The organism is Mycobacteriales bacterium (genome assembly GCA_030697205.1).
GTDB lineage: Bacteria > Actinomycetota > Actinomycetes > Mycobacteriales > SCTD01 > JAUYQP01.
The window spans coordinates 90484-116606 of sequence record JAUYQP010000028.1; the positions used below are offsets into that span (position 1 = coordinate 90484).

General features: G+C 73.2%; 28 protein-coding genes. 11 read left to right on the forward strand and 17 right to left on the reverse strand.

Annotated elements, in window-relative coordinates:
* The first annotated feature begins 79 nt into the window (after nt 1-79).
* Both Q8R60_09010 and Q8R60_09015 read left to right on the forward strand, forming a co-directional pair.
* Nucleotides 80-757, forward strand: a complete 678-nt coding sequence (locus Q8R60_09010; GenBank protein MDP3712608.1) for a hypothetical protein — start codon at nt 80-82, stop codon at nt 755-757.
* 59 nt (nt 758-816) lie between these two features.
* Complete coding sequence (locus tag Q8R60_09015; protein MDP3712609.1) at nt 817-1407, forward strand: sortase; 591 nt, start codon at nt 817-819, stop codon at nt 1405-1407.
* On the opposite strand, the gene Q8R60_09020 is transcribed toward Q8R60_09015, so the two are convergent.
* From Q8R60_09020 to recO, 3 genes are read right to left on the reverse strand one after another with little or no spacing between them, the layout of a single operon-like run.
* Nucleotides 1368-2549, reverse strand: a complete 1182-nt coding sequence (locus Q8R60_09020) for a YibE/F family protein (protein MDP3712610.1) — start codon at nt 2547-2549, stop codon at nt 1368-1370. The genes Q8R60_09015 and Q8R60_09020 overlap by 40 nt on opposite strands.
* A 31-nt stretch (nt 2550-2580) precedes the next feature.
* The gene (locus Q8R60_09025; protein ID MDP3712611.1) at nt 2581-3369 is read right to left on the reverse strand and encodes an isoprenyl transferase; all 789 of its coding nucleotides are present in this window, start codon (nt 3367-3369) and stop codon (nt 2581-2583) included.
* Complete coding sequence (recO, locus tag Q8R60_09030; protein ID MDP3712612.1) at nt 3366-4121, reverse strand: DNA repair protein RecO; 756 nt, start codon at nt 4119-4121, stop codon at nt 3366-3368. Before recO ends, Q8R60_09025 begins: the two co-directional genes overlap by 4 nt.
* A gap of 95 nt (nt 4122-4216) precedes the next feature.
* Here recO and Q8R60_09035 point away from each other — a divergent pair, with 95 nt between their 5' ends.
* Entirely contained in the window at nt 4217-5860 is a 1644-nt protein-coding gene (locus tag Q8R60_09035; protein MDP3712613.1) for an EAL domain-containing protein, read from the forward strand.
* A gap of 35 nt (nt 5861-5895) precedes the next feature.
* Nucleotides 5896-7299 (forward strand): hypothetical protein, encoded by a 1404-nt coding sequence (locus Q8R60_09040; protein ID MDP3712614.1) that lies wholly within the window; start codon nt 5896-5898, stop codon nt 7297-7299.
* A 22-nt stretch (nt 7300-7321) separates the two neighbouring features.
* Here Q8R60_09040 and era read toward each other — a convergent pair whose 3' ends face one another.
* The gene (gene era, locus Q8R60_09045; protein MDP3712615.1) at nt 7322-8227 is read right to left on the reverse strand and encodes a GTPase Era; all 906 of its coding nucleotides are present in this window, start codon (nt 8225-8227) and stop codon (nt 7322-7324) included.
* 236 nt (nt 8228-8463) lie between these two features.
* Between era and Q8R60_09050 the strand changes: the two genes are divergently transcribed.
* Nucleotides 8464-9492: an IS30 family transposase gene (locus tag Q8R60_09050; protein ID MDP3712616.1), complete on the forward strand. Its 1029-nt coding sequence runs from the start codon at nt 8464-8466 to the stop codon at nt 9490-9492.
* A gap of 268 nt (nt 9493-9760) precedes the next feature.
* On the opposite strand, the gene Q8R60_09055 is transcribed toward Q8R60_09050, so the two are convergent.
* The 6 genes from Q8R60_09055 to Q8R60_09080 form a co-directional block, all read right to left on the reverse strand.
* Nucleotides 9761-10120: a cytidine deaminase gene (locus Q8R60_09055; protein ID MDP3712617.1), complete on the reverse strand. Its 360-nt coding sequence runs from the start codon at nt 10118-10120 to the stop codon at nt 9761-9763.
* Complete coding sequence (locus Q8R60_09060; GenBank protein ID MDP3712618.1) at nt 10117-11388, reverse strand: hemolysin family protein; 1272 nt, start codon at nt 11386-11388, stop codon at nt 10117-10119. Before Q8R60_09060 ends, Q8R60_09055 begins: the two co-directional genes overlap by 4 nt.
* Nucleotides 11385-11879, reverse strand: coding sequence for an rRNA maturation RNase YbeY (gene ybeY / locus Q8R60_09065; GenBank protein MDP3712619.1), 495 nt, complete (start codon nt 11877-11879; stop codon nt 11385-11387). The genes Q8R60_09060 and ybeY overlap by 4 nt, the downstream gene beginning before the upstream one ends.
* On the reverse strand, nt 11876-12862 hold the full coding sequence (locus Q8R60_09070; GenBank protein ID MDP3712620.1) for a PhoH family protein: 987 nt from the start codon (nt 12860-12862) through the stop codon (nt 11876-11878). Before Q8R60_09070 ends, ybeY begins: the two co-directional genes overlap by 4 nt.
* 88 nt (nt 12863-12950) lie before the next feature.
* Nucleotides 12951-13292 (reverse strand): histidine triad nucleotide-binding protein, encoded by a 342-nt coding sequence (locus Q8R60_09075; protein ID MDP3712621.1) that lies wholly within the window; start codon nt 13290-13292, stop codon nt 12951-12953.
* Between the two features lie 2 nt (nt 13293-13294).
* On the reverse strand, nt 13295-13882 hold the full coding sequence (locus Q8R60_09080) for a hypothetical protein (GenBank protein MDP3712622.1): 588 nt from the start codon (nt 13880-13882) through the stop codon (nt 13295-13297).
* A 129-nt stretch (nt 13883-14011) separates the two neighbouring features.
* Here Q8R60_09080 and Q8R60_09085 point away from each other — a divergent pair, with 129 nt between their 5' ends.
* The 3 genes from Q8R60_09085 to Q8R60_09095 are packed head-to-tail and all read left to right on the forward strand — an operon-like array spanning nt 14012 to nt 18000.
* Nucleotides 14012-14518, forward strand: coding sequence for a SigE family RNA polymerase sigma factor (locus Q8R60_09085; protein ID MDP3712623.1), 507 nt, complete (start codon nt 14012-14014; stop codon nt 14516-14518).
* On the forward strand, nt 14515-16254 hold the full coding sequence (locus tag Q8R60_09090; GenBank protein ID MDP3712624.1) for a Gmad2 immunoglobulin-like domain-containing protein: 1740 nt from the start codon (nt 14515-14517) through the stop codon (nt 16252-16254). The genes Q8R60_09085 and Q8R60_09090 overlap by 4 nt, the downstream gene beginning before the upstream one ends.
* Before the next feature lie 24 nt (nt 16255-16278).
* On the forward strand, nt 16279-18000 hold the full coding sequence (locus Q8R60_09095; protein MDP3712625.1) for a hypothetical protein: 1722 nt from the start codon (nt 16279-16281) through the stop codon (nt 17998-18000).
* 343 nt (nt 18001-18343) lie between these two features.
* Here Q8R60_09095 and Q8R60_09100 read toward each other — a convergent pair whose 3' ends face one another.
* The 4 genes from Q8R60_09100 to hrcA are packed head-to-tail and all read right to left on the reverse strand — an operon-like array spanning nt 18344 to nt 21497.
* The gene (locus tag Q8R60_09100; protein ID MDP3712626.1) at nt 18344-18598 is read right to left on the reverse strand and encodes a hypothetical protein; all 255 of its coding nucleotides are present in this window, start codon (nt 18596-18598) and stop codon (nt 18344-18346) included.
* Nucleotides 18599-18638: 40 nt separating this feature from the next.
* Nucleotides 18639-19352, reverse strand: coding sequence for a 16S rRNA (uracil(1498)-N(3))-methyltransferase (locus tag Q8R60_09105; GenBank protein MDP3712627.1), 714 nt, complete (start codon nt 19350-19352; stop codon nt 18639-18641).
* Complete coding sequence (gene dnaJ, locus Q8R60_09110; protein MDP3712628.1) at nt 19352-20476, reverse strand: molecular chaperone DnaJ; 1125 nt, start codon at nt 20474-20476, stop codon at nt 19352-19354. The genes Q8R60_09105 and dnaJ overlap by 1 nt, the downstream gene beginning before the upstream one ends.
* Nucleotide 20477: 1 nt before the next feature.
* Entirely contained in the window at nt 20478-21497 is a 1020-nt protein-coding gene (hrcA, locus tag Q8R60_09115) for a heat-inducible transcriptional repressor HrcA (protein ID MDP3712629.1), read from the reverse strand.
* A 56-nt stretch (nt 21498-21553) separates the two neighbouring features.
* On the opposite strand from hrcA, the gene Q8R60_09120 reads away from it, so the two are divergent.
* A complete protein-coding gene (locus tag Q8R60_09120; GenBank protein MDP3712630.1) occupies nt 21554-22138 on the forward strand; it encodes a TMEM165/GDT1 family protein in 585 nt (194 codons plus the stop codon).
* Here Q8R60_09120 and Q8R60_09125 read toward each other — a convergent pair.
* Nucleotides 22119-23252, reverse strand: coding sequence for a helix-turn-helix domain-containing protein (locus Q8R60_09125; GenBank protein MDP3712631.1), 1134 nt, complete (start codon nt 23250-23252; stop codon nt 22119-22121). The genes Q8R60_09120 and Q8R60_09125 overlap by 20 nt on opposite strands.
* Before the next feature lie 77 nt (nt 23253-23329).
* Here Q8R60_09125 and Q8R60_09130 point away from each other — a divergent pair, with 77 nt between their 5' ends.
* Nucleotides 23330-24253: a fatty acid desaturase gene (locus Q8R60_09130; protein MDP3712632.1), complete on the forward strand. Its 924-nt coding sequence runs from the start codon at nt 23330-23332 to the stop codon at nt 24251-24253.
* Nucleotides 24254-24429: 176 nt separating this feature from the next.
* Entirely contained in the window at nt 24430-24891 is a 462-nt protein-coding gene (locus Q8R60_09135; protein ID MDP3712633.1) for an SRPBCC family protein, read from the forward strand.
* Nucleotides 24892-24989: 98 nt separating this feature from the next.
* On the opposite strand, the gene Q8R60_09140 is transcribed toward Q8R60_09135, so the two are convergent.
* The gene (locus tag Q8R60_09140; protein MDP3712634.1) at nt 24990-25745 is read right to left on the reverse strand and encodes a class I SAM-dependent methyltransferase; all 756 of its coding nucleotides are present in this window, start codon (nt 25743-25745) and stop codon (nt 24990-24992) included.
* 239 nt (nt 25746-25984) lie between these two features.
* On the reverse strand, nt 25985-26123 hold a 139-nt coding region (locus Q8R60_09145), incomplete at its 5' end, for an IS630 family transposase (GenBank protein MDP3712635.1).

A 26123-nucleotide genomic window follows, 5' to 3' on the forward strand; every position in this document is an offset into this window, starting at 1 on the left:
CATGAACCGGACGGGCTCGCCGTCCGTAGACCTCCCTGACGAGCCCGCGCGCCGCGCAGGCCACGCACCAGGAGGTCCCGTGCTCCGCACCCGCACCCTGCTCCTCACCGGCGTCCTCGCCACGGCCGCGCTCGGCGCGTCCGTCGGCCTGCTCACCGGATCGGCGACCGCCGCCGGCGAGCGCCCCGTCGCCTACGTCAACCCCGACACCGGCAAGGCCACCTTCAACCCCAACGCCATGGCCTCCTCCGACTGCGGCTCGCCCGACCAGCGCGACACCCAGCCGCTCGGTGACGAGGCGACCGGAATGGGCAACGTCCACGTCGACGCGTGCCTGTTCTCCGGCAGCAGCAAGGTCGACGTCAAGGCCGCCTTCGAGGTCGGCGGCGTCGGCAAGGTCACCGGCTGCCCCGACGCCGACATGACCGGCCCGAAGACCGCCACCAAGACCGACACGTCCTGCATCCAGGACGGCTTCGAGGCCGCCAACAGCGAGTACCACGTGCGCGTCACCTCGGCGACCGCCGGCGTGCAGACCGTGACCTTCTGCGCCGACCCCGAGGGCGACGGCTGCGCCAACGCCGAGGCGACCTCGGTCGTGCGCATCACCTGGGGCGCCCCGACCGGCGGCGTCTCGGCCGGCGGGCGCAGCGACACGAGCGGCCTGCCCAGCGGTGCCGTCGCGGTCGCGACGCTCGCCCTGCTCGGCGCCCTCGGCGCGACCAGCGTCGCGGTCCGCCAGGCGGCCCGCCGCTGAGCACTGACCCGGCGCGAGCTGCTGGGCACCGGGTCTCCCCCGGTGCCCGGCGGCTCGCCGTGCCCGTGGTCGCGGGCCTGCTGGCGCTGGACCTCGCGGTCGCCGGCGGGCTCGTCCTGCTGCGCACCGCTGTCCCGGCCGCCGTGGCCGACCCCGGCCCTGGCGTGCCGCTGACGGCCGCACTGGGCGCGCTGCGTGCCGGTGCGCCCCCGACCGTCACCACCCCCCGCGTCCGGGTCCCCGCCCTCGAGGTCGACGCCCCGGTCATCGGCCTCGCGACCCGCGACGGCGTCCTCGACGTCCCGCGCACCGCCTCCGACGTCGGGCTGTGGTCGGCCGGGCCGGTCCCGGGTGACCCGGGAGCCGCCGTGCTCGTCGGCCACGTCGACCTCGACGGGGTGCCCGGTGTCTTCGCCCGGCTCGGCGACCTGCGACCCGGGACGAGGATCGTCGTACGACGTCCTGATGGCCGTGACGCGACGTTCCTCGTCGACCGCGTCCAGCAGCACGCGAAGACCGCGTTCCCGACCGACGAGGTCTACGCGCCGACCGAGCGGCCGTCGCTGCGCCTGGTCACGTGCGGCGGCGCCTTCGACCGGCGCACCGGGCACTACCGCGACAACGTGGTGGCCTTCGCCGTCCTGGCCTGAGCACCGGCCTGCCCCGCCACGAGCGACGCGACGGCCGTGGTGATGGGCACCGACAGCACCAGACCGATCGTGCCCACGGCCGTGCGGACCAGCTCCACGGCGATGAGATCACCGGTGAGGACCTGGCCGACCGGCCGGTCGAGCAGCGTGAAGACGAGCAGCAGCGGCAGGGCCGCGCCGGCGTAGGCGAACACCAGCGTGTAGACGCTGCTGGCGATGTGGTCGCGACCGATGCGCATCGCCCTGCGGTAGACGGCGAGCCGGCTCGCCAGCGGGTCGCTCGCGCGCAGCTCGAAGACCGCGCTCGACTGGGTGATGGTGACGTCGTTGAGCACGCCGAGCGCGCCGATCACGAAGCCGCACAGCAGCAGCTCGCGCACGTCGACCCCGGCGGCGAAGCCCTGCAGCGCGACGGTCTCCTCCGACGACAGCCCCGTGATGCGGGTGAGGTCGACCGACAGGCTCGACAGGGCCGCGCAGATGCCGAGGCTCAGCAGGGTGCCGACGAGCGCGGCGCTGGTGCGGGCGCTGAGGCCGTGGGCGAGGTAGAGGACGACGAACAGCAGCGCGCTCGACGCGGTCAGCGCGACGGCGATCGGGCTGCTCCCCTCGAGGATGGCCGGCAGCACGAAGACCACGACCCCGACGGCGGTGACACCGACGCCCAGGATCGCCGCGAGACCGCGCCACCGCGCGACCGCGACGACGACCACCGCGGTGAGCAGGCCGAGCAGGAGCAGCGGCCGGTCGCGCTGGAAGTCGACCAGCGCGTAGGTCTCGAGACCGGCCACGTCGACGTACTTCGCGAGCTTCACCGCGTCGCCGACCACCAGCCGCGGCTGGCCCGCACCGGGGTCGACCTCGACCTCCTGACGCTCACCACCGTTGAGCTCGAAGGCCACCTGCTGGCAGCGCCCCTCCGCCTCCACCGAGCCGCAGTCGACCTCCCGCACCTCGACGACGCGGGCGGCGACGACGGCGTCGGGCACGAACTGGTCGGCGTCGGCGGCGCGGGTCCGCTCGGCGGGCCACAGCACGACGAGCGAGACGAGCGTGACGAGCAGGCACGGCAGGAGCAGCGCGGTGAGCAGCAGCCTGCCCCGCCGGTCAGCCGGGGGCGCGGGCGTCCCGTGGTCGTGCACTACGACCCGCCGCAGCCGAGCGAACGGCTGGTCACTCGGCCACCTCGTTGGGGACCGCGCCGCCGTAGCGACGGTCGCGCGAGGCGTAGGTCTCGCAGGCCCGCCACAGCACCCGCCGGTCGACGTCGGGCCACAGCTCCGGCACGAAGACCAGCTCGGCGTAGGCGCTCTGCCAGAGCAGGAAGTTCGACGTCCGCTGCTCGCCGCTGGTGCGCAGGAAGAGGTCGACGTCGGGCATGTCGGGCTCGTCGAGGTAGCGCGCGAGGACCCGCTCGTCGACCTTCGCCGGGTCGAGCCGGCCGGCCGCGACGTCGAGGGCGAGAGCCTTCGCGGCGTCGGCGATCTCGGCACGACCGCCGTAGTTGACGCACATCGTCAGGGTGCAGACCCGGTTGCGGCGGGTCAGCTCCTCCGCCGCTTCGAGCTCGTTGATGACCGAGCGCCACAGCCGTGGGCGGCGGCCGGCCCAGCGGACCCGCACCCCGAGCTCGTGCATCTCGTCGCGGCGGCGGCGGATGACGTCGCGGTTGAAGCCCATGAGGAAGCGCACCTCGTCGGGGCTGCGCTTCCAGTTCTCCGTCGAGAAGGCGTAGGCGCTGACGTGACCGATGCCGAGCTCGATCGCCCCCTCGACGACGTCGAACAGCGACGCCTCGCCCGCCTCGTGGCCCTTCGTGCGCGGCAGCCCGCGGTCCTTGGCCCAGCGGCCGTTGCCGTCCATGACGATCGCGACGTGGCGGGGTACGAGGTCCTTCGGGATCGCCGGCGGGCGGGCACCGCTGGGGTGCGGCGTCGGCGGCCGGGTCGGTGGTCGCGTCATGTCCGCTCCACCAGCGGCAGCGATCGCAGCCCGCGCTCGAGGTGCCACTGCAGGTGCGCGGCGACCAGGCCGCTGGCCTCCCGGCGCGAGCGCGGGTCGGAGCCCTCCGCGCCCGCCCAGTCGCCCTCGAGCAGGTCGGTCATCAGCGCGAGCGCGGCCGGTGGAGGCGAGGCCGAACCTGCCGGGCGGCAGGCCGCGCAGACCACGCCGCCGGCCGGGACGGAGAAGGCCCGGTGCGGGCCCGGCTCGCCGCAGCGCGCGCAGTCCCACAGCGCGGGTGCGTAGCCGGCCACCGTCATCGCCCGCAGCAGGAAGGCGTCGAGCACGAGCGACGGGTCGCGCTGGGGACCCTCACCGCCCCCGGTGCCGGGGCCGGCCAGCGCGCGCAGCGCCCCGATCACCAGCAGGAACAGCCGCATCGACGGCTCGCGCTCCTCCGCGGTCAACCGCTCGGCGGTCTCGAGCACAGCGATCGCGGTCGTCCAGCGGGGGTAGTCGCCGACGAGCAGCGCGCCGTAGGGCGTGATGGTCTCGGCCTGGTTGACCACGTCGAGGGAGCGGCCGGCGTAGAGCTGCAGGTCGACGTGGCTGCCGGGCTCGACCGAGGCGCCGAACTTCGACCGGGTACGCCGCACGCCCTTGGCCACCGCCCTGACCCGGCCGGTGCGCCGGGTCAGCACGGTGATGATGCGGTCCGCCTCGCCGAGCTTCTGGACGCGCAGGACGACGCCCTCGTCCCGGTAGAGCGTCACGTCCCCGAGGCTAGCCCGCTCGGCGCGGTGCGGTCTGCGTGACGCCCCGTCGTGGCAGGGTTGGAGTCCGAACGGACGCGGGCAGGAGGTGGACGGTGACGGGCGGACCAGCGACGGCCGACCGACGCCCCCCTGCCCGTCCCTACGTCCGCCGAGGTGGCTGGGCCCTGCCTCCCGCGCCCCCCGAGACGTGGGTCGGCGGCGGCTGGACCGCGATCCTGCTCGTCGGGCTGCTGGCCTGCGTCGTCGTCCCAGGCGCGGGCCTGCTGCGCGACGACGTCACCGCGAGCGTCCCCCTGGCCGGCACGCACGCGCTCGCCGGCGTGGCCACGCTGCTCACGTCGTACCTCCTGCTCGTCGCGGCCTCGGTCACCGGAGATGTCCGTTTGCGCTGGGTCGCCGATGGCTACGGCCTGCTGCTCGTGGGCGTGCTGCTGCATGCGACGACAGTCCTCGGTGCAGGCGCGGACGCAGGCGGCGACGCCCCGGACCGGGGCGCCGCCCTCGGCCTCGCGTGGGGTCTCACCCTGCCGCTGTGCGTCCTGACCGCCGGGCTCGCAGTCCGGTCGCTGCGGTGGTTCGCCCTGCTGGCGCTGCTGCTGGTGGGCCTGGTCGCCACCGCCGCGCTGTGGACCGACCCGCTGCCCGCGCTCGTCGCGGACGGCGTCGGTGCGACGACCGCGCTGCGCGGAGCCGAGGCCGCCATCGCCGTCGTGGCGCTGGCCGCCACTGTGCGCTGGTGGCAGGAGGTGCCTCTCGGTCTGCGTGGGCCGTGGGGGCTGGTGCTCGGCGGGCTGGCGCTCGCGCCGCTGGCCGCCGCGCTGCGCGCGGGGTCGATGGAGAGGTACGACGGGCTCTGGTGGTCAGGGCTCGGCGTCGGGGTGGCCGCCCTGGTCGTGCCCGCGGTGGGGCTGGTCGTGCAGGGCACCAGCGGCTACTTCCGCCAGGCGCGGCGGTGGCACCAGCTCGAGGCCGAGGTGCGCGCGCTGCGGACCGCGACCGCCCTGCTGCCGGGCCGCTCCGTCACCCCCGACGACGACGCGGGGCTGCCCGAGGCGCGGGAGGTCCGCGACCTCATCGCCGCGGCACGGGTGAAGATCGCCCTGCAGCCCGTCGTGGAGCTCGCGACCGGTGCCGTCGTCGGTCACGAGGCGCTCTCGCGCTTCGGCGGCCGGGTGCCCACCGACCGGTGGTTCCGCGCGGCCGGCCGCCACGGTCTCGGCGCGGAGCTCGAGCGGCTGACGCTGCGGGCCGCGCTGGCGCTGCTGCCGCAGCTGCCCGCTTCGGGGTTCCTCGCCGTCAACGTCTCCCCCGCCGCGCTGACCGACCCCGAGGTCCTCGCACTGCTGCACGACAGCGACCTGGCGCGGGTGGTCGTCGAGATCACCGAGCACGAGGCCGTCGCCGACTACCCCCAGGCCCGCGCGACCCTCGACCGGCTGCGGCGCTTCGGTGCCCGCATCGCGGTCGACGACACCGGAGCTGGCTTCGCCTCGCTGCGCCACGTCCTGCTGCTGCAGCCCGAAGTCATCAAGCTCGACACCAGCATCACCCGCGACGTCGACACTGACGCCCGCCAGCAGGCGCTCGTCGAGGCGCTGGTGTCCTTCGCGAGCGAGGTCGGCAGCGACGTGCTCGCGGAGGGCGTGGAGACGGAGGGGCAGCTGCAGGCCCTCTTGGCGATCGGGGTCCCGGTCGGGCAGGGCTGGCACCTCGGCCTGCCCGTCATCCAGGAGTAGCAGGAGCCGGGCCCGCCACGGCGAAGGTGGTGCCCATGCGCCTGCGCCCCCTGCTCGCCCTCGCTTCCGTGCTGCTGCCGCTGTCGGTGCTGCCCTCGTCGCTGCCGTCGGCAGTCGCGGCCACGCCGCCGCCAGGCGCGATCAGCAAGGGCGTCACCTTCGTCGCCAACGTGCCGGAGATGACGACCGCGATCTCGGTCAACTTCATCGGCGACACGATGTTCGTCTCGGCGATGACCGGCATCTACGCCTACTCCGTCAAGGACCCCTCCGCGCCGACGCTGCTCGGTGCGCTGCCGATGTACATCTGGGAGAACGAGGACGTCGACGTCGACGTCGACCGGGGGCTGCTGTTCATCTCCCGCGACCCGCGCGGCTTCACGACCCAGGCCACCCCCGGGGTCTTCCCCTACGGCGCGATCCACGTCATCGACGTGTCGCTGCCCCACGCCATGACGCAGCTGTCGCTGACCCCGGTCCCCGCCGGCCACACCACGACCTGCGTGTCGGGCTGCGACTGGACCTGGACCGGTGGCCCGTCCAATGCCGTCAACGGACCGGCCGACTGGAAGGGCCGGCCGATCTACGGCACCGACATGCGCGACCCGGCGATGCCGGTGGCCTGCCCGACCCCGATCGACCTGGGCCGCAACGACGGCGTCACCGACTACGCCCACGACGTGCAGGTCGACCCGCAGGGCATCGCCTGGGTGTCCGGCCGCGGTGGCGTCCGGGGCTACTGGACGAGCGGCAAGCACCGCGACCCCGTCGACGGCAAGGTCAAGGAGGCGACCGGCTGCGCGCCCGTCCCCTACGCCGGCGGCGGTACCGCGCTGGGCAAGACCAGCGGCCTCATGCACAACTCCTGGCGCAACCCCTCCCTCAAGGTGGACGGCCGCCGCGGCGACGTGCTGGCCGTCACCGAGGAGAACCTCGCCTCGTCGTGCGAGCAGTCCGGCCGCTTTGCGACCTACGACCTGCGCAACTCCTACACCGGCGCCGGCTTCAAGGCCTCGACCATCAAGACCCACCGGCTGCGCGAGCTCGACACCTGGACACCCGAGGAGCAGGAGGGCGCGACCGGCTGCGACTCGGCGCACTACTTCACCGACCGCGGCGACGGTCTCGTCGCGATCGCCTTCTACGGGCAGGGCACCCGCTTCCTCGACGTCCGCAACCCCAAGGACATCAAGCAGGTCGGCTTCTTCCGGCCCGACGACGCCTCCACCTGGGCGGCCTACTGGCGACCGGGCGGCTACGTCTACGTCGCCGACAACACCCGCGGCATCGACGTGCTGAAGATCGGCGCGCTGTCCAACACCTCGGTGACGGCGCCCGCCCGAGAGGTGCCCGCACCGCTCAACCTGCCGGACGCGACGCTGGGCTGGATGTGCGCCGTCCCGAAGGACGTCGCGGCCCACCACCCCTCGCTCGTGTGACGGGGGCTTCTCGTCGTACCTGCTAGAAGCCGAGCTTGCGCAGCTGCTTGGGGTCGCGCTGCCAGTCCTTCGCGACCGTGACGCGCAGGTCGAGGTAGACCGGCGTCCCGAGCAGGGCCTCGATCTGCGTGCGCGCCATCGTCCCGACGCCGCGCAGCCGGGCTGCACCCTTGCCGAGCACGATCGCCTTCTGGCTGTCGCGCTCGACGTGGATGGTGGCGTAGACGTCGACCAGCGGGCGCTCGGCCGGCCGATCCGCGCGGGGAGCCATCTCCTCGATGGTCACGGCGATGGAGTGCGGCAGCTCGTCGCGGACGCCCTCGAGCGCGGCCTCGCGGATGAACTCCGCGATGAGGACCTGCTCGGGCTCGTCGGTGAGCTCGCCGTCCGGGTAGAGCGCCGGGCCCTCGGGCAGGCGCGCGACGAGCAGGTCCTCGAGCAGCTTCACCTGGAAGCCGTCGACGGCGCTGACCGGGATGATGTCGGCCCAGTCGCCGAGCTGCGACAGCGCGAGCAGCTGCTGCCCGATCATGTCCTTGTTCTGCGCGGCGTCGGTCTTCGTCACGACGCCGATGACCGGGGTCTTCAGCTGGGCCAGCTCCTGGGCGATGAAGCGGTCGCCCGGACCGACCTTGTCGTCGGCGGTCACGCAGAAGCAGACGACGTCGACGCTGGCGTAGGTCTCGCGGACGAGGTCGTTGAGCCGCTCGCCGAGCAGGGTCCGCGGCTTGTGCAGACCGGGGGTGTCGACCAGCACGAGCTGGGCGTCCTCGCGGTGGACGATGCCGCGGATGGCGTGGCGGGTCGTCTGCGGCCGGCTGCTCGTGATGGCGACCTTCTGGCCGAGGATCGCGTTGGTCAGGGTCGACTTGCCGGCGTTGGGGCGGCCGACGAAGCAGGCGAAGCCGGACCGGTGCGGGGTGCTCACCCCACCAGTGTCGGGGATGACGAGATGATCACCAAGGTTGCCTCGGGCTCAGGGGGTCGTCGCAACAGCCTGACGTGAGGGGTTGGGTTGTGGGTCGTCCTGGGTTGAGGTTGTCGAGTGCGGTCAGGCGTGAGTTCTGGAGGCAGATCCGGGCGGGTCTGAGCACGGTGGAGGCTGCTGAGGTCGCCGGGGTGTCGCAGGCCGCGGCGATCCGCTGGTTCCGCCACGCTGGTGGGATAGCGCCTATGGATCTTGCTGAACCCTTGGATCGGTACTTGTCGGTGGATGAGCGCGAGGAGATCGCGATCGGCGTCGCGCAGGGTCTCGGGGTGAACGCGATCGCCCGCGGCATGGGTCGGGCGCCGTCGACGGTGAGCCGTGAGCTGCGCCGGCACGCTCCACCGGGCAAGCCAGGGCGGTACCGGGCTGTGCAGGCGCAGCGGGCGGCTGAGACCAACCGCAAGCGGCCGAAGGTGCCCAAGCTCGTGGGGCACAAGCCGTTGCGGGACTACGTCGAGGGCGCGCTGGGGGGTAAGGAGCACTGGAGCCCGGAGCAGATCGCGAACCGGCTCCCGCGGGACTTCCCCGACGATGAGCAGATGCGCATCAGCCACGAGACGATCTACCAGTCGCTGTTCGTGCAGGGACGCGGAGCGCTGCGCGCTGAGCTCACCAAGCATCTGAGGACCGGACGCGCCGTGCGCAAGCCACGCGCTCGCGTGACGGACAAGCAGACCCCCATCAAAGACATGATCATGATCTCGGAGCGGCCGGCGGAGATCGAGGACCGGGCCGTGCCCGGGCACTGGGAGGGCGACCTCATCATCGGCGCCAACGGGCGTTCAGCCGTCGGGACGCTCGTGGAGCGCACCAGCCGCGTCACACTGCTGCTGCACCTCCCCAACGACCACTGCGCGCTGACCGTCCGTGACGCGATCACCGCGAAGATGGCTGAACTCCCAGAGTGGCTTCGCCAGTCGCTGACCTGGGACCAGGGCATCGAGATGGCCGAGCACACCAAGCTCGCCCTCGCGACCGACCTCGCGGTCTACTTCTGCGACCCGCACAGCCCCTGGCAGCGCGGAACGAACGAGAACACCAACGGGCTGCTGCGCCAGTACCTGCCCAAAGGCACCGACCTGTCCGTGTACAGCGTGCAGGACCTCCTCGAGATCGAGGCCGGCCTCAACGGCCGCCCACGCAAGACACTCGACTGGCGCACGCCCGCCGAGTACTGGACCGAGCTACTGTCCGGACACCGCTAGAAACCATTGCTGTTGCGACGACCCCGTGAATCCGCCTGCGCGATGGTGATCCAGTCGCGTCCCGTCGCGGCGTGTCGTCGCGAGACGATCACCCACCCCCCAGGCGTACGACGCTGCCGCCGTCGGCCGAGTCGTCCCCGTGCGGACCTCCCGACGTGCCGGGACGCTTCGACGTACGGCGCGGGGGTCCCTGATCATCTTGCGACGACACGCCGGTCCGCCGCGCCAGACGATCACCATCACGCAACGATGGTGATCATCTCGCGGGTCACGTCGACAGGGTCTCGCGCAGCGTGCCGTCCGGGCCGGCGACCAGCACGGGGGTGCCGACGCCGAACTCGCGCAGCACCGCCAGGTCCGCCGACGACACCAGCCCGTCGGTGACGACCACCGCGGCCTCGAAGGCGCGGGCGCCCGAGGACGCCGCCGCCGCGACCGCCCCCCGCAGCGCAGACGTCGTCAGCGCCGGGTCGCGGTTCTCGACGGTCGACGCGGCGTAGGTCCGCCCGTCGGTGTCGCGGACCGCAGCCCCCTCGGCCAGCGTCGTGTGCGGCGCGTGCGCCCTGGTCCGCGCGCTGCGCGCCAGGGTCACGATCTTGGCGTCCTCGCTGTCCACCGGGGAGCTCACCCTTCGTTCGCCGGGACGCGGCTCACGAGCACCGTCCCGATCCGGTTGCGGCGCCCCTTGGCGCTCTCGGCGACGAGCTGCAGCCCGTCGATGGTCACGGTGGCGCCCGGGATCGGCACCCGGCCGAGGGCGGTCGCGAGCAGGCCACCGACGGTCTCGACGTCCTCGTGCGGGAGCGTCACGCCGTAGAGCTCCTCGAGGTCCTCGACGGACAGCCGCGCGGTGACCCGGCGGGTGCCGTCAGGCAGCTCCTCGACCGCCGGCGCCTCGCGGTCGTACTCGTCGGTGATCTCCCCCACGATCTCCTCGACGATGTCCTCGATCGTCACGAGGCCAGCGGTGCCGCCGTACTCGTCGACGACGATCGCGACGTGGCCGAGCTTGGCCTGCATCTCGCGCAGCAGCTCGTCGACCGGCTTGCTCTCGGGCACGAAGGCGGGCGGCCGCATGACCTCCTCGACCTTGAGGGCGCCTCCGCCCTCGGCCCGCTCCTTGCGCACCAGGTCCTTGAGGTAGACCACGCCGAGGACCTCGTCGGCGTTGTCGCCGATGACGGGGACGCGGGAGAAACCGCTGCGCAGCAGCAGGTTGAGGGCCTGCTTGACGGTCTTGCCGCGCTCGATCGTCACGACGTCGGTGCGCGGGACCATCACCTCGCGCACGATGGTGTCGCCGAGCTCGAAGACCGACTCGATCATGTTGCGCTCGGACTCCTCGACGACGCCGCGCTTCTGCGCGATCTCGACGAGGTCTCGCAGCTCGGCCTCCGTGGAGAACGGCCCATCGCGAAAGCCCTTGCCCGGGGTCACGGCGTTGCCGACCAGGATGAGCAGCGTCGGCAGCGGCCCGAAGACGCGCACGAGCAGCCACGCGATCCCGGCCCCGCCGAGCGAGACCCGCTCGGCCTGCTGGCGGCCGACGGTGCGCAGCGCCACGCCGACGAAGACGTAGTCGACGACCACCATCACCGCGACCGCCACGACGACGGCGAGCGAGCCGGGGATCCGGTCGACGCAGTACGACGTGACGAGGCCGGCAGCGGAGAGCTCGCAGGCCAGCCGCAGCAGGAGCAGGAGGTTGACGACGCGCCCGGGCTCCTCGAGCACCTCGGACAGCCGCTGCGCACCCGCTCTGCCGTCGCGCACGAGCTCGGTGACGCGCGCGCGCGACATCCGCGACAGGGCCGCCTCGAGACAGCCGAACAGCCCCGCCAGGACGACGAACAGGACCGCGGCGACGATGGGGCCGCCGTCCGTGAGCAGGCTCACCGGGAGCGGGCCTCCTGCCACGACGCGAGAAGCGTCCCCTGCAGACCGAACATCTCGGCGTGCTCCTCGGCGTCGCCGTGGTCGTAGCCGAGCAGGTGCAGCACCCCGTGGGTGCACAGCAGCTGCAGCTCGTCCTCGGTGGAGTGGCCGGCCGCCGCGGCCTGCCGCTCCGCCACGACCGGGCAGAGCACGACGTCGCCGAGCACAGCGGGCCCGACGTCGTCACCGTCGTCGTGACCGTGCGCGCCGTGGCCTACTCCGCGCGAGCCGCGCAGGTCGAGCTCGTCCATCGGGAAGGCCAGCACGTCGGTGGGACCGGGCTCGCCCATCCACCGGACGTGGAGCTTCTCCATCGCGTCGACGTCGACGATCAGCAGGGACAGCTCAGCCAGCGGCGAGACGCCGAGGGTGTCGAGCACGTGGCGGGCGACGCGCACGAGCATCACCTCGTCGACGACGACCCCTGACTCGTTGGCGACCTCGATGCTCATCGTCCGGACCTCCGGGTGTCGTCGCGGCGGCCGGGTGCTCGCTGCGGGCCGTTCGGGCCGCGGCTCGTGGCGAGCTCCGCGTCGTACTGCTCATAGGCGTCCACGATGCGCGCCACCAGCTTGTGGCGGACGACGTCGTCCGACGACAGGTAGGTGAAGCTCACGTCGTCGATGCCCTCGAGGATCTCGCGAACGACCTTGAGCCCTGAGACCGCACCTCCCGGGAGGTCGATCTGCGTGATGTCGCCGGTGACGACCATCTTGCTGCCGAAGCCGAGCCGGGTGAGGAACATCTTCATCTGCTCGGCCGTGGTGTTCTGCGCCTCGTCGAGGATGATGAAGGCGTCGTTGAGGGACCGCCCGCGCAGGTAGCCGAGCGCCGCGACCTCGATGGTCCCGCTCGCCATCAGCCGCGGGATGGACTCGACGTCGACCATGTCGTGCAGGGCGTCGTAGAGCGGTCGCAGGTAGGGGTCGATCTTCTCGGTGAGCGTGCCGGGCAGGAAGCCGAGCTTCTCCCCCGCCTCGACCGCCGGCCGGGTGAGGATGATCCGGTTGACCTGCTTGGCCTGCAGCGCCTGCACGGCCTTGGCCATCGCGAGGTAGGTCTTGCCGGTGCCGGCGGGGCCGATCCCGAAGACCACGGTGTGGCGGTCGATCGCCTCGACGTAGCGCTTCTGGTTGACCGTCTTCGGCCGGATCGTGCGGCCCCGGTTGGAGACGATGTTGAGGGTGAGCACGTCGGCGGGACGGTCGGACCCGCCGGTGCGCAGCATCGCGAGCGAGCGCTCGACCGCGTCGCCCGACAGCGACTGGCCCTTGTCGAGCAGCGAGATGAGCTCCTCGAACAGCCGGGTCGCGATCGCGTTGTCGGCCGGGGCACCGGTCAGGGTGATCTCGTTGCCGCGGACGTGGACGTCGCTGTCGAGGGCCTCCTCGATGACCGCGAGCAGCTCGTCGCGACTGCCGAGCAGGCTGACCATGGAGTGCGCGCCGGGCACGACGATCTTGGTGGTGACCTGCGCGGGCGTCTCGGACATGGCAGGACGAGACTACCCGCGGCGCAACCGCTTAGCCGGGCGGCCAGCTGAGGCTGCGCCCGCCGAGGACGTGGACGTGCAGGTGCTGCACGGACTGCCCCGCGGCCGGCCCGGTGTTGGTGACGAGGCGGTAGCCCTCGGCCAGCCCCTCGAGCGCGGCAACCTCGGTCGCCGCGGCCAGGACCTCACCGAGGTACGCCGGGTCGGCGGCCGCGAGCGACGCGGCGTCGTCATGGTGGTCACGGGGTACGACGAGGACGTGGGTCGGCGCCTGCGGCGACACGTCGCGGAAGGCCATCGTGCGCGGCCCCTCGTGGACGACCTCGGCGGGGATCTCGCCCGCGACGATCCGGCAGAACAGGCAGTCGCTCACGCTCAGGTCCTGGTGAGGTAGAGGCCGACGCCGCCTCCGATGCCGAGCAGCACCCCGGCGGAGACGACGAGCTGGATGAGCCGGGTGACCGTGTCGGCGGGCTTGTCGATGGTGGCCGCGACGGGCGCTGTCGTCGGCTCCGCGGTCGCCTCGGGAGTGCCGTCGAGCAGCCCGGGCGAGGCGGTCCCGACGCCGAAGTCCCCGCCGGTCACGACCGGCAGGTTCTCGTCGGGCGTTTCACGCACGACGGGAGCTTCCGTCGTACGACGGGGGCGTGGGCTGGAGGTGCGCGTCCTCGTGCGGGTCGCCGTGGCGGTGGGCTCGGCCGTCTCGGTCGGCTCCTCGGTCGCCGTGGCCGTGGCCGTGGGGGCCGCCGTGCTGCGGGTGGGCAAGGGGATGGGGGCCGTCGACGACGGCTCCGGCGCCGGGGTCGGTGACTGGCTCGCCGCCACCGCGACCGGGGCCGCGGCGGGGCTCGCGAGCAGTGCCGGCGCGGTCACCAGGGCCAGCGGCAGGGCGAGCACGATGCCGACGAGCGGGCCAGCGGCCAGCAGGCGGAGCGACGACACGCGCGACACGGACGGGGGCACCCGGTGATCGTAGGCGGGCCACCGGGCGCGCGCGGGTGTAAACCGGTGGCATCACCCGCGCGTCGTACGGGGGTGGAGACGGCAGCGATGACGGCGAGTGCGCCCGCGGGCGTGCGGACGGGAGGTGGCGTGTCCGACCGGCCGCTGTCCCCCGACGAGGTCCTCACCGCGCTCTACACCGCGCACTACCGCGGGCTGGTGCGGCTGGCGGCGTTCCTGCTGCACGACCGCGACAGCGCCGAGGAGGTCGTGCAGGACGCCTACGTCAAGGTGCACGGCCGGTGGCGCGGGGTGCGCGACCTCGACAAGGGCGAGGCCTACCTGCGCCAGACCGTCGTCAACCTGTCCCGCTCGCGGCTGCGCCACCGCACGGTCGAGGTCAAGCACGCTCCGTCGCCGCTCCCGGACGCGATGTCCGCGGAGTCGGGAGCGATGGAGTCGCTGGAGCGGTCCACCGTCGTGCACGCGCTGTCCCTGCTCCCGCAGCGGCAGCGTGAGGCGATCGTCCTGCGCTACTACGCCGACCTGTCCGAGGCCCAGACCGCCCACGCGATGGGCATCAGCGCCGGCGCCGTGAAGAGCCACACGTCACGCGGCATGGCCGCGCTGCGGACCACCCTGCTGGAGGAGCTGTGACCACCCCCGAGGAGCGCGAGCTCGCGGCCCTGCTGCGCGGCGAGGCCGACGAGCTCGGTCCGCTCGGGCCGGCCTCCGAGAGCCTCGACCGCATCCGCGGCGGCATCGCCCGCCGACGTACCCGTCGCCGGGTGGCTCTGTCGACCTCGGCGCTGGGGCTGGCCGCGGTGATCGGAGCCGGGGTCGCCCTGACGGGTGGGGGCGGCGCGACGTCGCTCGAGCCGATCGCGACGCAGCCACCGACCAGCGCACCGACGGCCACGCCGAGCCCCACCGCCTCGCCGATCGCGGCCGACCCCGACGGGTCGACGACGTCGCAGCCGGGCACGCCGTTCTTCCCCTTCACCTCCGACGCCCAGGCCGCGGACTGGGCAGCCGCACCCGCCGACCGGGCCTGGGCCGACGACCCGGTGCAGGTCGCCCAGCACCTCGTCGACGACCTTCTCGACCTGGACGGGGTCCGGGCCACGTCTTACACGGACTCGACCGGCGTTCCGCTGCAGGTGGGTGGCGTCACCGTCGCCGTCGCCGATGTCGCGCAGCTGGGAACGACCGACCCACGGCCCTGGGTCGTCCTCGGAGTACGAGCTGAGCGCGGGGCGCCCGCACCTCTCGTCGTCACTGCGCCCGCCGGCGGATCCGAGGTGAGCAGCCCGCTGACGGTCACCGGCACCGTGAAGGGCGTCGACGAGAACGTCCAGGTCTCGCTGCGCACCGCCACCGGGACGCTGCTCGGCGCGCAGGGCGCTCCCGCCGGCAGCGAGCAGCCGTGGTCGGCGACGCTGCGCTTCACCGCCGACGACTGGACCACGGGGGTCGTCACCGCCGTGACGGGCTCACCGAGGGACGGCTCGGTCAACCGCGTCGTCGCGGTCCCCGTCCGCCGCGACCCGACGCCGCGCGCCTTCGTGCCCGGGCCGACCGAGGCGTTCGCGGCCGAGAAGGACGGCGTCGTCGGCCTCTACTCCGTCACCGACGGCAGGCGGGTCGTGCAGGTGAGCTATCCGCCGGCCGGCTACACCGACACCAGCCCGCGCCGGACCGGAACGATCGTCGCGTGGCTGCGGCTCGGCCGCGAGTGCAACGACCGCAAGCTGCTGCAGCGCGACCTCGCCACCGACGTCACGACGACCCTGGTCGCCGACCAGCCGCTGGTCCCTGGCGCGCTCGCGGTGAGCCCCGACGGGCGCTGGCAGGCCTGGGCCGTCCGGCCCGGCTGCGAGACCGGCCCGACGACGATCTCGCTGCAGGGCCCGTCAGGCGTCCGCACGATCGAGCAGGACGAGAACGGTGGCGTGGCCGACCTCGACCTGCGCGACGACGGCGCCCTGCTCGTCGGCATCGCCGGCGAGGACGGCGGCTTCCTCGGGCTCTACCAGCCCGGCGCAACCCGCCCCGTCCCGCTCGACGCCGCGCCTGACTGCCTGCTCTTCAACGGCGGCTTCATCGGCGACCGGGTCGTCGGGCTCGAGCTGTGCGACCCGTTCTCCGCGGACCCGAAGCCGCTGCGGCGCGTCGAACTGACTCTGACCGGCGATCGGCTGTCGGCACAGGCCACGACGCTGCGCTTCGTCGAGCGGCTCACGACCGCCGACGACCAGGTCCTCGTGCAGACCCAGGACCCCAAGGGCACGGTGGGTCGCCTCGTCGGGACGCGCTTCGAGCCGTTCCTCCAGCAGCCCGCGTGCGCGGAGACCCTCGAGGCGAAGGGCTGCGTCACCGGGATCGACTGGTAGCCCGCAAGCAGGCACGCTGGTCGCATGACCCCGGAGGAGCGGCTGCGCGAGCTCCTGCAGGAGGAGGCCGAGCAGGTCCTTCCGGCGTACGACGCCCTGCCCCTGCTCCGCGAGCGGGTCCGCCAGCGGCGGTCGTGGCGGCGCCGGCTGCAGCCGGTCCTCGCCGCGACTGCCGGGCTTGCCGTCGTCGTCGCGGGCACCGTCGCGACGAGCGCGACCGACCGCAGCAGCGTCGACCGCGCGGTGGAGCGGCCCCGGCCGGAGCCGACCGCCGAGCCGAGCGCGTGCGCCGTGCAGGGCGACGTGCTGTGCGCCGAGGAGGGGCCGCTGCCCGAGGTGCCGAGGACGAGCGGCGTGACGACCAGCGGCGACGCGACACCGTTCTGGCCGTTCGCCGACGACCGCGAAGCGGCCGCCTGGGTTCGCGACCCGGGCGCGCGGACGTGGGCATCGGACCCGCAGCAGGTCGCCCAGCGCCTCGCCGACGAGCTGCTCGGGCTGCGGGGCGTGACCGCGGGGCCGGTGGCGGAGACCGAGGTGCCGCTGCGGCGCGGCACCGCGCTGATCGGCACGGTGCGACTCGTGCAGGTCGGGGTCGGTGCCGGCCCGCCCTGGAGCGTCACGTCGGTGCGCGGCGACGCGTTGGCGCTCGGCTCACCCCGCGACGGCCAGCGGGTCGGCAGCCCGCTCGAGACGCGGGGCTCCGGTGCCGGACCGGTGCTCGTGCGGCTGCTCGACGACGCCGGCACCGAGCTCGCGCGCAGCACCGCGACCACAGCGGCCGACGGCTGGGAGGCGTCGCTGAACTGGTCGGACCTGCGTTGGTCGACCGGCGCCGTCGTGGCGACGACCCCCAGCGGCCTGGCCCTCGAGACGGTCCGGCGGGCCGGCTCCCCCGGGCCCGGGCTGCCACCGTCCGCGAGCACCTTCGTGGCCGTCGACCAGGGCGCGGTCGTGCTGCACGACGCCCGCACCGGCGCGCGGCTGCGACAGCTGTCCTACCCGGGGACGGCCGTGGACAGCAGCCCCAGCAGGGGTGGCGACTCCGCGGTCTTCCTGCGCCGCGTGCCCGGCCGGTGCGCCGACGTGCTCGTCCGGGTCAGCCTCGGCAACGGCGCGGCCGGCGTCACCGTGACGGACACAGGTATGCGCCGTGAGCACCCGGCGCTGTCACCGGACGGCCGCACCCTCGCGTGGGTCGAGCGCCCCTGCGACGCGGCCGGTGGCGAGATCATCGTGCGCGGCCCGGACGCCCGCGAGCGCCGGGTGCCGCTCGTCAGCGAGCGCGTCGACCTCAGCGGCCTGCAGGACCTCGGGCTGCGCGACGACGGGGCGCTGGTCGTCGAGAAGGCCGACGGCGGCGTCGCGGTGCTGGCCCCCGGCGCGACCTCCGTCGACACGGCGGTCTCGCTCGGCGGTGGGGTCGGGCCTTGCGCCGACACCGCGGTCGCGTGGTCGGGCACGGACCTCTACCTGTGGCGAGGTTGCGCCGGGCGCCGGGTCGGCCTGCTGCTCGAGGGGCCGGGCTTCGGCAACGGCCTGCAGAGCCCGAGCGATCCGGTGGCCGCGGTGCTCACCACCGCCGTCGCGCAGACCGCGACCGGGCCGCAGGTGCTCGCCCAGCTCGGCGGTCCCGACTCCCCCGGGCCGGTCGTGCGCGTCGTCGACGGCCGGGTCGTGGAGCTCTACGCCAACCAGGCCTGCGCGACCGGTGCCCCCGGCTGCCTCACCGACCCCGCCTGGTGACCCCCCGTCGCCCACCCCACCGCCCCACCCACCTCACCGACCGCCCCACCCACCCCACCGGCCCGCGTCTCGGGTCAGAGTGGTCGCCCTGGTGACCCCGATCGACCGAGACCGCCCGGCAGCCCGAGCACCGCGCCGTCTCGGGTCAGAGTGGTCGCCCTAGTGACCCCGATCGACCGAGACCGCCGCCGGACCACGCGCGACCGCTGTCTCGGGTCAGGCTCCGCGCTCTGACGCGGAGGATCCACCGAGACGCAGCCGGCAGCGCCCCCTTCGCACTGTCTCGGGTCAGAGTGGTCGCTCTGGTGACCCCGATCGACCGAGACGCACCCGGGAGCGCGGGTCAGCGCAGGGCGAGGACGGCGGCGGTGAGCAGGCCGACCAGCAGGAACGGCAGGCCGCCGGCGAGCAGCACCGCCCGGCGCTGCTCCGGCGCGACGAGCCGTGACGCGCACCCGAGCGACAGCACCAGCCCGGCGACACCGACGGCCACCGACACCGGGTGCGGGTCGCCGCCGTCCGCCAGCCGGCGCAGCTCGAGCAGCGCCGCGCACATCGTCAGCAGCACCCCGACGACGACGCCGGACAGCGCTTTCACGAGCACTCCGCCAGCGGGCCGACGACGCCGGACAGGGCCTTCACCAGCGGCCCGTCAGCGCGCTGACGACGGCGATCGCGGCCGCACCGGCGGTCGAGGTCCGCAGCACCGACGCCCCCAGTCGGACCGCCGTCCCGCCCAGCATCGCCAGCTCCTCCGGCGCGATCCCTCCCTCCGGCCCGACGACGAGGACGACCTCCGACGCACCGCGCAGGTCCAGCGACGTCAGCGGCACCTCGGCGTCCTCGTGCAGGACGAGCCCGGTCGACGCCGCCAGCCGGGCCGCGACGGCAGCGGTCGAGGCGAGCGGCGACACGACCGGCAGCCACGCGCGGCGCGACTGCTTCCCGGCCTCGCGCGCCGTCGACGCCCAGCGCTGCCTGGCCTTCTCGCCGCGCTCGCCCTCCCACCGCGTGATGCAGCGCGCGGCCGCCCAGGGCACGACCTCGTCGACACCCACCTCGGTCGCGAGCTCGACGGCGAGCTCGCCGCGGTCGCCCTTGGCGAGCGCCTGCACGAGCACGAGGCGCGGTGCGGGCACAGCTTCCGTCGTACGACGGACGACGTCGAGTGCGACCTCGTCGCGGCCGACGCGGGCCACCACGCTGGAAGCCCTGCCCCCGCGGCCGTCGCAGAGGTCGACGGCCTCGCCGACCCGCAACCGGCGCACGGTCGCGGCGTGCCTGCCCTCCGGTCCGGTGAGGACGACGGTGTCGGGTGAGAGGTCGTCGGCGAGGAAGACCGGTGCGCTCACTACAGCGCGTCGCGCAGCTTGCCGAACAGGCCCTTGCCCTTGCCGGAGACGCCCGGCCGCTCCTCGCCGCGCAGCCGCGCGAGGTCGCGCAGCAGCTCCTCCTGCTTGGCGTCGAGCTTGGTCGGCACGACGACGTCGAGGTGGACGTAGAGGTCACCGCGCCCGGTGCCGCGCAGGTGCGGGACGCCGCGGGCGCGCAGCGTGAGGACGTCGTCGGGCTGGGTGCCCGGGTGGATGTCGAGCTGCTCGTCGCCGTCGAGGGTCTCGAGCGGGATGCTCGTGCCGAGGGCCGCCGCGGTCATCGGCAGCGAGACCCGGCAGTGCAGGTCGTCGCCGTCGCGGGTGTAGACGGGGTGCCGCTTCTCCGCGACCTCGACGTAGAGGTCACCGGCCGGTCCGCCGCCAGGGCCGACCTCGCCCTCGCCGGACAGCCGGATGCGCATGCCGTCCTCGACGCCCGCGGGCACCTTGACCGACAGCGTCCGGCGGGCCCGGACCCGGCCGTCACCACCGCAGGACCCGCAGGGGTGCGGGATCGTCGAGCCGGTGCCGGCGCAGCGCGGGCAGGTGCGGGTCGTCATGACCTGGCCGAGGAAGGAGCGCTGGACCTGCTGCACCTCGCCGCGGCCCTGGCAGGTCTCGCAGGTCTGTGGGTGGGTGCCCGGCGCGGAGCCCTCACCGGTGCAGGTGGTGCAGACGACGGCGGTGTCGAGCGTGAGCTCGCGGGTCGCACCGAAGGCGGTCTCCGACAGGTCGCACTCGATGCGGATGAGCGCATCGGCGCCCTGCCGGACGCGCGAGCGGGGGCCGCGTGCGGCGCCGCCGCCGAAGAACGCGTCCATGATGTCGCCGAGGCCGCCGAAGCCCTGCGAGAACGGGTTGCCCGCACTGCCCGGGCCGGACTGCAGCGGGTCGCCGCCGAGGTCGACGACCTGGCGCTTCTGCGGGTCGGACAGCACCTCGTAGGCGCTGGTCACCTGCTTGAAGCGCTCCTGCGCCGCCGGGTCGGGGTTGACGTCGGGGTGCAGCTCGCGGGCGAGCTTGCGGTAGGCCTTCTTGATCTGGTCGTCGCTGGCGTCACGGGCGACGCCGAGAAGGCCGTAGTAGTCGGTCGCGGCGGCCACGTCAGGCACCTGCCAGCAGGTCGCCGACGTAGCGGGCGACGGCCCGCACCGAGCTGATCGAGCTCGCGTAGTCCATCCGCGTCGGGCCGACGACGCCGAGGCCGGCGTAGGCCCGTGCGTCGGGCCCGTAGCCCACGGTCACCACCGAGGTGGACCGCAGTCCCTCCACGCTGTTCTCCTCACCGATCTTGACGTGCACGGTCGTCGGGTCGTTGACCTCGCCGATGAGCTTGAGCAGGACGACCTGCTCCTCGAGCGCCTCGAGCACCGGCCGCAGGGTCTGCGGGAAGTCGAGCGCGTGGCGGGTCAGGTTGGCGGTGCCGCCGATCATCACCCGCTCCTCGGGCCGCTCGACCAGGGTCGAGAGCACGACGGACAGGACGCTGGTGAGGACCGGCCGCAGCGAGGCGGGCGCGGCGTCGGGCAGGTCCTCCAGCGCCCGCGGCGCGTCGATGAGCTTGGCGCCGTGCAGCCGCGGGCCGAAGACCGCGCGGAGCTGGACGACGTCGTCGTCGGACACCACCGCCGGCAGCTCGAGGACGCGCTGCTCGACCCGACCGGTGTCGGTGATGAGCACGAGCAGCAGCCGGTTGGGGGCGAGGTGCACGATCTCGAGGTGGCGCACCTCGGAGCGCGACAGCGAGGGGTACTGCACGACGGCGACCTGCTGGGTGAGCTGCGAGAGCAGCCGCACCGAGCGGTGCACGACGTCGTCGAGGTCGACCGCGCCCTCGAGGAAGCTCTGGATCGCGCGCTTCTCCGCGCCTGACAGCGGCTTGACCTGCGAGAGCCGGTCGACGAACAGCCGGTAGCCCTTGTCGGTGGGGATCCGGCCGGCGCTGGTGTGAGGGTGGGTGATGAAGCCCTCGTCCTCGAGCGCCGCCATGTCGTTGCGGACGGTCGCCGGGCTGACGCCCAGGCTGTGCCTCTCGGCGAGGGCCTTGGATCCGACCGGCTCGTTGGTGGAGACGAAGTCCTCGACGATAGCCCGGAGCACCTCGAGCTTGCGGTCGTCCAGCACGCTCTGCCCCTCTCTGGCACTCGTCTCGCAGGAGTGCCAAGTCTAGTCTCGACCCGGTGGAAGCACTGCTCGTGGCCTACGGCCTCGTCGCAGTGGCGGAGCTTCCCGACAAGAGCGCCGTCGTCGCCCTCGTCATCGGTGCCCGCTACCGCGCCCTGCCGGTCTGGCTCGGGCTGGCTGCGGCCTTCGCGGTGCACGTCACCGTCGCGGTGCTGCTCGGCGGTCTCGTGGCATCGCTGCCCCGCACCCCGGTCGAGGTCGTCACCGGGCTGCTGTTCCTCGCCGGGGCCGTCCTGCTGCTGCGCTCCGACCCGGGCGAGGCCGTCGAGGAGGGCGAGGCCGCCGCGGAGGGCGTGACGGCCCGCAGCGACTGGCAGGTCACGGCGGCCGCCTTCGGGGTGGTGCTCGTGGCCGAGTTCGGCGACCTCACGCAGGTCCTCACCGCCACCCTCGCGGCCCGCTACGACCAGCCGCTGCAGGTCGGCGTCGGCGCGCTGCTCGCGCTGTGGACCGTGTCGGCGCTGGCTGTGGTCTTCGGCCGCTCGCTGCTGCGGGTCCTGCCGCTGCGACGCATCCAGCAGGTCGCCGCCGTCGCGCTGCTCGCCCTGTCGGCACTGTCGCTCACCCAAGCGCTCGCCTGAGCAGGACCAGCTCCAGCTCGAGGCGGCGCAACGGGTCGTCGAGGTCCGCTCCGAGCAGGTCGCGCAGCAGCCCGACGCGGTAGCGCACGGTCTGCGGGTGCACCCCGAGCGCGGCGGCGATCCGCTGCCGGTCGCCCTGGTGCGCGAGCCAGGCCCGCAACGTCGACTCCATCCGCTCGCGCTGGGTCGCGGTCAGCCCGGCGAGCGGCCGCAGCCTCCGCACGGCCAGCGCTTCGAGCGCGACCGGGTCGGCGCTGACGACGAGCTCGGCGAGCAGATCAGCGACGTGTACGACGCCCCCGTCGCGCAGCCGGGCTGCCCGACGGGCCAGCGCCACCGAGGTGCGCGCGGCGGTCCACGCCACGGGCAGTCCGACGACGGCGGTGCGGCCGGCGAGCAGTCGCGCCAGCCGCGCCGACCCGCCCGGTCCGTCGACGTCGGGGAGCAGCAGCAGCGCGCTGCCCCGCGGGCCGTCGTCCTCGGTGACGACCAGCGCCCGGTCGTCCCAGCGGGTCGCGAGCTCGTGACCGGCGCCCAGCGGCACGACGACGGCGGTCAGCGTCGTCGGCGGCAGCCACCCCGCGGCCTCCGCGGCCTCGGCGAGGTCACGCGGCGAGGACTCGGCCAGCAGCAGCCGGGCGAGGACCGCGCGGCGCCGGTCGCGGTCACCGGTCAGCTGCGACTGCTCCGCGGCGTAGCCCTCGGCCGACGCCGCGGACAGCTCGTCGATGTAGGCGAAGACCGCCGCGGCCAGCGCCACGAGCTCCTCCGGCGACAGCCCCGAGCGCAGGCCGACATTGGCTAGCCGCGCCCAGGCGAGCCGAGCCCCGACGCGGTACGCCGACAGCAGTGCCTCGAGCGACCGCCCGACGCGGGCCTCCCCTCGCCCGAGCCCGACGTAGACGTCGCGGTCCAACGCGACCTGCGGGTCGAGGAAGCGACCGAGCGCCACCTGCACCCCGAGGTTGACCCCGCGCCCGAAGTCACCCTCGAACGGCCGCGCGTAGGACGGCACCTCCTGCGCGATGGCGGCCAGGATCTCGTCTGCCAGCACAGGCAGCTCGGCCTGCCACAGCACGAGCGCGTCAGCGGGGAGCACGCTCAATCTTGTCATGTCGTGACAAGTTCTTGACGTCGACTCGCACACCATGGGGCAAGACCTCGTCGTACGACGTGAAGCACGCTCGTCCCATGACCGCTGTGCTCGAGACCCCTCCCCTGCCCTCCACCAAGATGCGCCCGCTCTGGGAGCAGGCGCTCGTCTACGTCGTGGTGGGGCTGCCGACGCTCGGGCTCGCGGTCGGCGTGTGGCTCGCCGCGACCCATGGCGGCATCAGCGCCGTCGACGCCGGCATCGCGCTGGCGTTCTACTTCGCCTCCGGCTTCGGCATCACCGTCGGCTTCCACCGGCTGTTCACCCACCAGTCGTTCAAGGCCAACCGCGGCCTGAAGATCGCCCTCGCAGTGAGCGGGTCGCTCGCTCTGGAGGGCCCGGTCATCCGCTGGGTCGCCGACCACCGCAAGCACCACGCGCACTCCGACGAGGACGGCGACCCGCACTCACCCTGGCGCTTCGGCCGCTCGACCCGCGGCCTGCTGCGCGGTCTGTGGTGGGCGCACACCGGCTGGCTGTTCGACCGCGAGCAGACCTCCGCGCGCCGCTGGGCCCCGGACCTCATCGCCGACCGCGACCTGATGCGCATCAACAAGCTCTTCCCGCTGATAGCGCTGTCGTCGCTGATCGTCCCGACGCTGCTCGGCTGGGCGATCACGGGCACGGCCGCCGGTGCGTTCTCCGCCTACGTCTGGGGCGGCCTGGTCCGCATCCTCGTCATCCACCACGTCACGTGGTCGATCAACTCGCTGTGCCACGTCGTGGGTGCGAAGCCGTTCGTGTCGACCGACGAGGCCCGCAACCTGGCCTGGCTCGCGATCCCGTCCTTCGGCGAGAGCTGGCACAACCTGCACCACGCCGACCCCAAGCTCGCCCGCCACGGCGTCGAGAAGGGCCAGATCGACACCTCGGCCGTCGTCATCCGCGGCTTCGAGAGGCTCGGCTGGGCCACCGAGGTGAAGTGGCCGACCGAGGAGCGCCTCGCCCGCGTCCGCGTCTAGCTGTCGGGACGGGGCGGTCGATTCGGCTTCGGTCAGCTCTCCTTGCCGCAGATGAGTGCGTCGGCCAGGCAGGCCGAGAAAGTCAGCTCGGCGGCCCGGTCGGAAGCCTGATCCAGCGCCACATGACCTGGTGATGGAGAGTCCGGGGCTATGGCGGCACGGCTAATCTGCCCGACATGACTGAGCGCTTCGAGGTCTCCCGCGAGGTCGCAGCCACCCCGCCACAGGTCTTCGCACTGCTGCGCGACCCGAAAGGGCACGTGGCGATCGACAGCTCCGGCATGTTGCAGTCGGCCGAAGGCGCAGCGGTCACGGCTGCCGGTGACCGTTTCGTCGTGCACATGGACAGGGAGTCACTTAACGACTACCCGCTCGGGAAGTACGACGTGACCGTCGTCATTACCAAGTACGTCGAGGACGAACTCATCGAGTGGACCGTGGAGGGCGTCATCAAGCCGCCGCTCCGACACCTCTACGGCTATCGGCTCGAGCCGTCCGAGGTCGGCACCCTGGTCACGACGTACTACGACTGGTCGGAGATCGAGGAAGGCTTCCGCGGGACGGGCGTATTCCCCGTGATCCCGGAGACGGCACTGCGTGCGACGCTCGGCATTCTCGCCCGCACCGTCAGCCCCTGAGCCTTGGCTTCTCTGCTCGTCCGTTACCGACGAGGACGCTGCCAGCGGCATGACCGGACATTCAAGAAACGCTTCTCGTGCCGGGGTCTGCGGTCTCGTCAGGCGGTGCGCTGAACGACGAGTCGGTAGCCACAGTCACGTTCTGCGCGATGCAGCACGTCGCCGTTGCGCTCAGCCCATCGCCCTGTAGCCAGGTCTTCGGCCAGTTGCGCAAGTCCAGCCTGCACAACGTCCGGCGCCAGACGCGAGAAGCTGCTGATGCCGCTGCGCACGGCTGGGTCGAGGTAGGCGTCGGGTCGCTGCCAGTAGGCGGCGAGGAAGCCGTCGACGCAGTCAGCGGGGACGGGAACGACGTCCACGTCGGCGTCGGGCCACACCTCGAGGACCTCGTCCAGCGCGGCGAGGTCTGCTTCGAGATCTCGAATCTGCGGGAAGTAGTCCCGCACGAGCCACAGCGAGTCCCAGGCACGCTTGTCCCACGTCAGCACGATCTGCGAGGCGCTGACCCGCGCCATCTCGCGCAGGCCGGTCGCTGCGTCGGTCCAGTGATGGGTCGTGAGGACTGCCATGGCGGCATCGAAGGAGCCATCCGAGAACGGCAAGGACTCAGCGCGGCCCTGCAGGCAAGGAGCCGATCCAGGTGGCCGCTGAGCGATCATGACCGCCGACGGCTCAACAGCAACGACGTCCAGCGCACTCGGCTCGTAGGAGCCCGTCCCGGCGCCAACATTCAGGACGGTCGAGCTCCCGCGCAGCGCACGCTCGATCGCGGCGGCGATCCGCGGGTCCGACCTTCGGCGTGCGGAGTAGCCATGCCCGATGGCGTCGTAGGTCGCGCCCTTCACTCCGTTCACGGACGGAACCTACCGATCGTCGCCTCACGACCACGACTTTGCGGTCCTCGGCGGCTGGCACGGCGGGCAGCTCGGAGGAGCACTTGGCCGTGCGCGCCAGCCGAGGTCAGTTCGCTGCTGCCCCTGGTCGCGGCATAACCGGACGTCGTCTCTGGTCCGTCAGCGACACTTCCCGGCCGATCCACGATGGTGGAGAACGCGCCCATGATTCCGCGCATCGGCGGGGCGCGGCATAGCACCTAGTGGTCCGCGTCTGAAGTTGTCTTACGGACGGCGTGGGTGAGGATCTCGTCGGCGGTCTTGGTCCAGGTGAAGGGGTGGCAGCGGTCGTTCCAGCCTTCGATGAACCGGCTGATCGCGGAGACGAGTTCCTTGACG

Coding starts and splice junctions, on each gene's coding strand:
- ybeY (MDP3712619.1), bottom strand. CDS start 11,879: ATGAGCATCGAGGTCGCCAACGAGTCAGGGGTCGTCGTCGACGAGGTG.
- Q8R60_09040 (MDP3712614.1), top strand. CDS start 5,896: ATGCGCCTGCGCCCCCTGCTCGCCCTCGCTTCCGTGCTGCTGCCGCTG.
- Q8R60_09135 (MDP3712633.1), top strand. CDS start 24,430: ATGACTGAGCGCTTCGAGGTCTCCCGCGAGGTCGCAGCCACCCCGCCA.
- Q8R60_09125 (MDP3712631.1), bottom strand. CDS start 23,252: ATGACAAGATTGAGCGTGCTCCCCGCTGACGCGCTCGTGCTGTGGCAG.
- Q8R60_09095 (MDP3712625.1), top strand. CDS start 16,279: ATGACCCCGGAGGAGCGGCTGCGCGAGCTCCTGCAGGAGGAGGCCGAG.
- Q8R60_09070 (MDP3712620.1), bottom strand. CDS start 12,862: ATGGTCAGCCTGCTCGGCAGTCGCGACGAGCTGCTCGCGGTCATCGAG.
- Q8R60_09130 (MDP3712632.1), top strand. CDS start 23,330: ATGACCGCTGTGCTCGAGACCCCTCCCCTGCCCTCCACCAAGATGCGC.
- Q8R60_09025 (MDP3712611.1), bottom strand. CDS start 3,369: ATGACGCGACCACCGACCCGGCCGCCGACGCCGCACCCCAGCGGTGCC.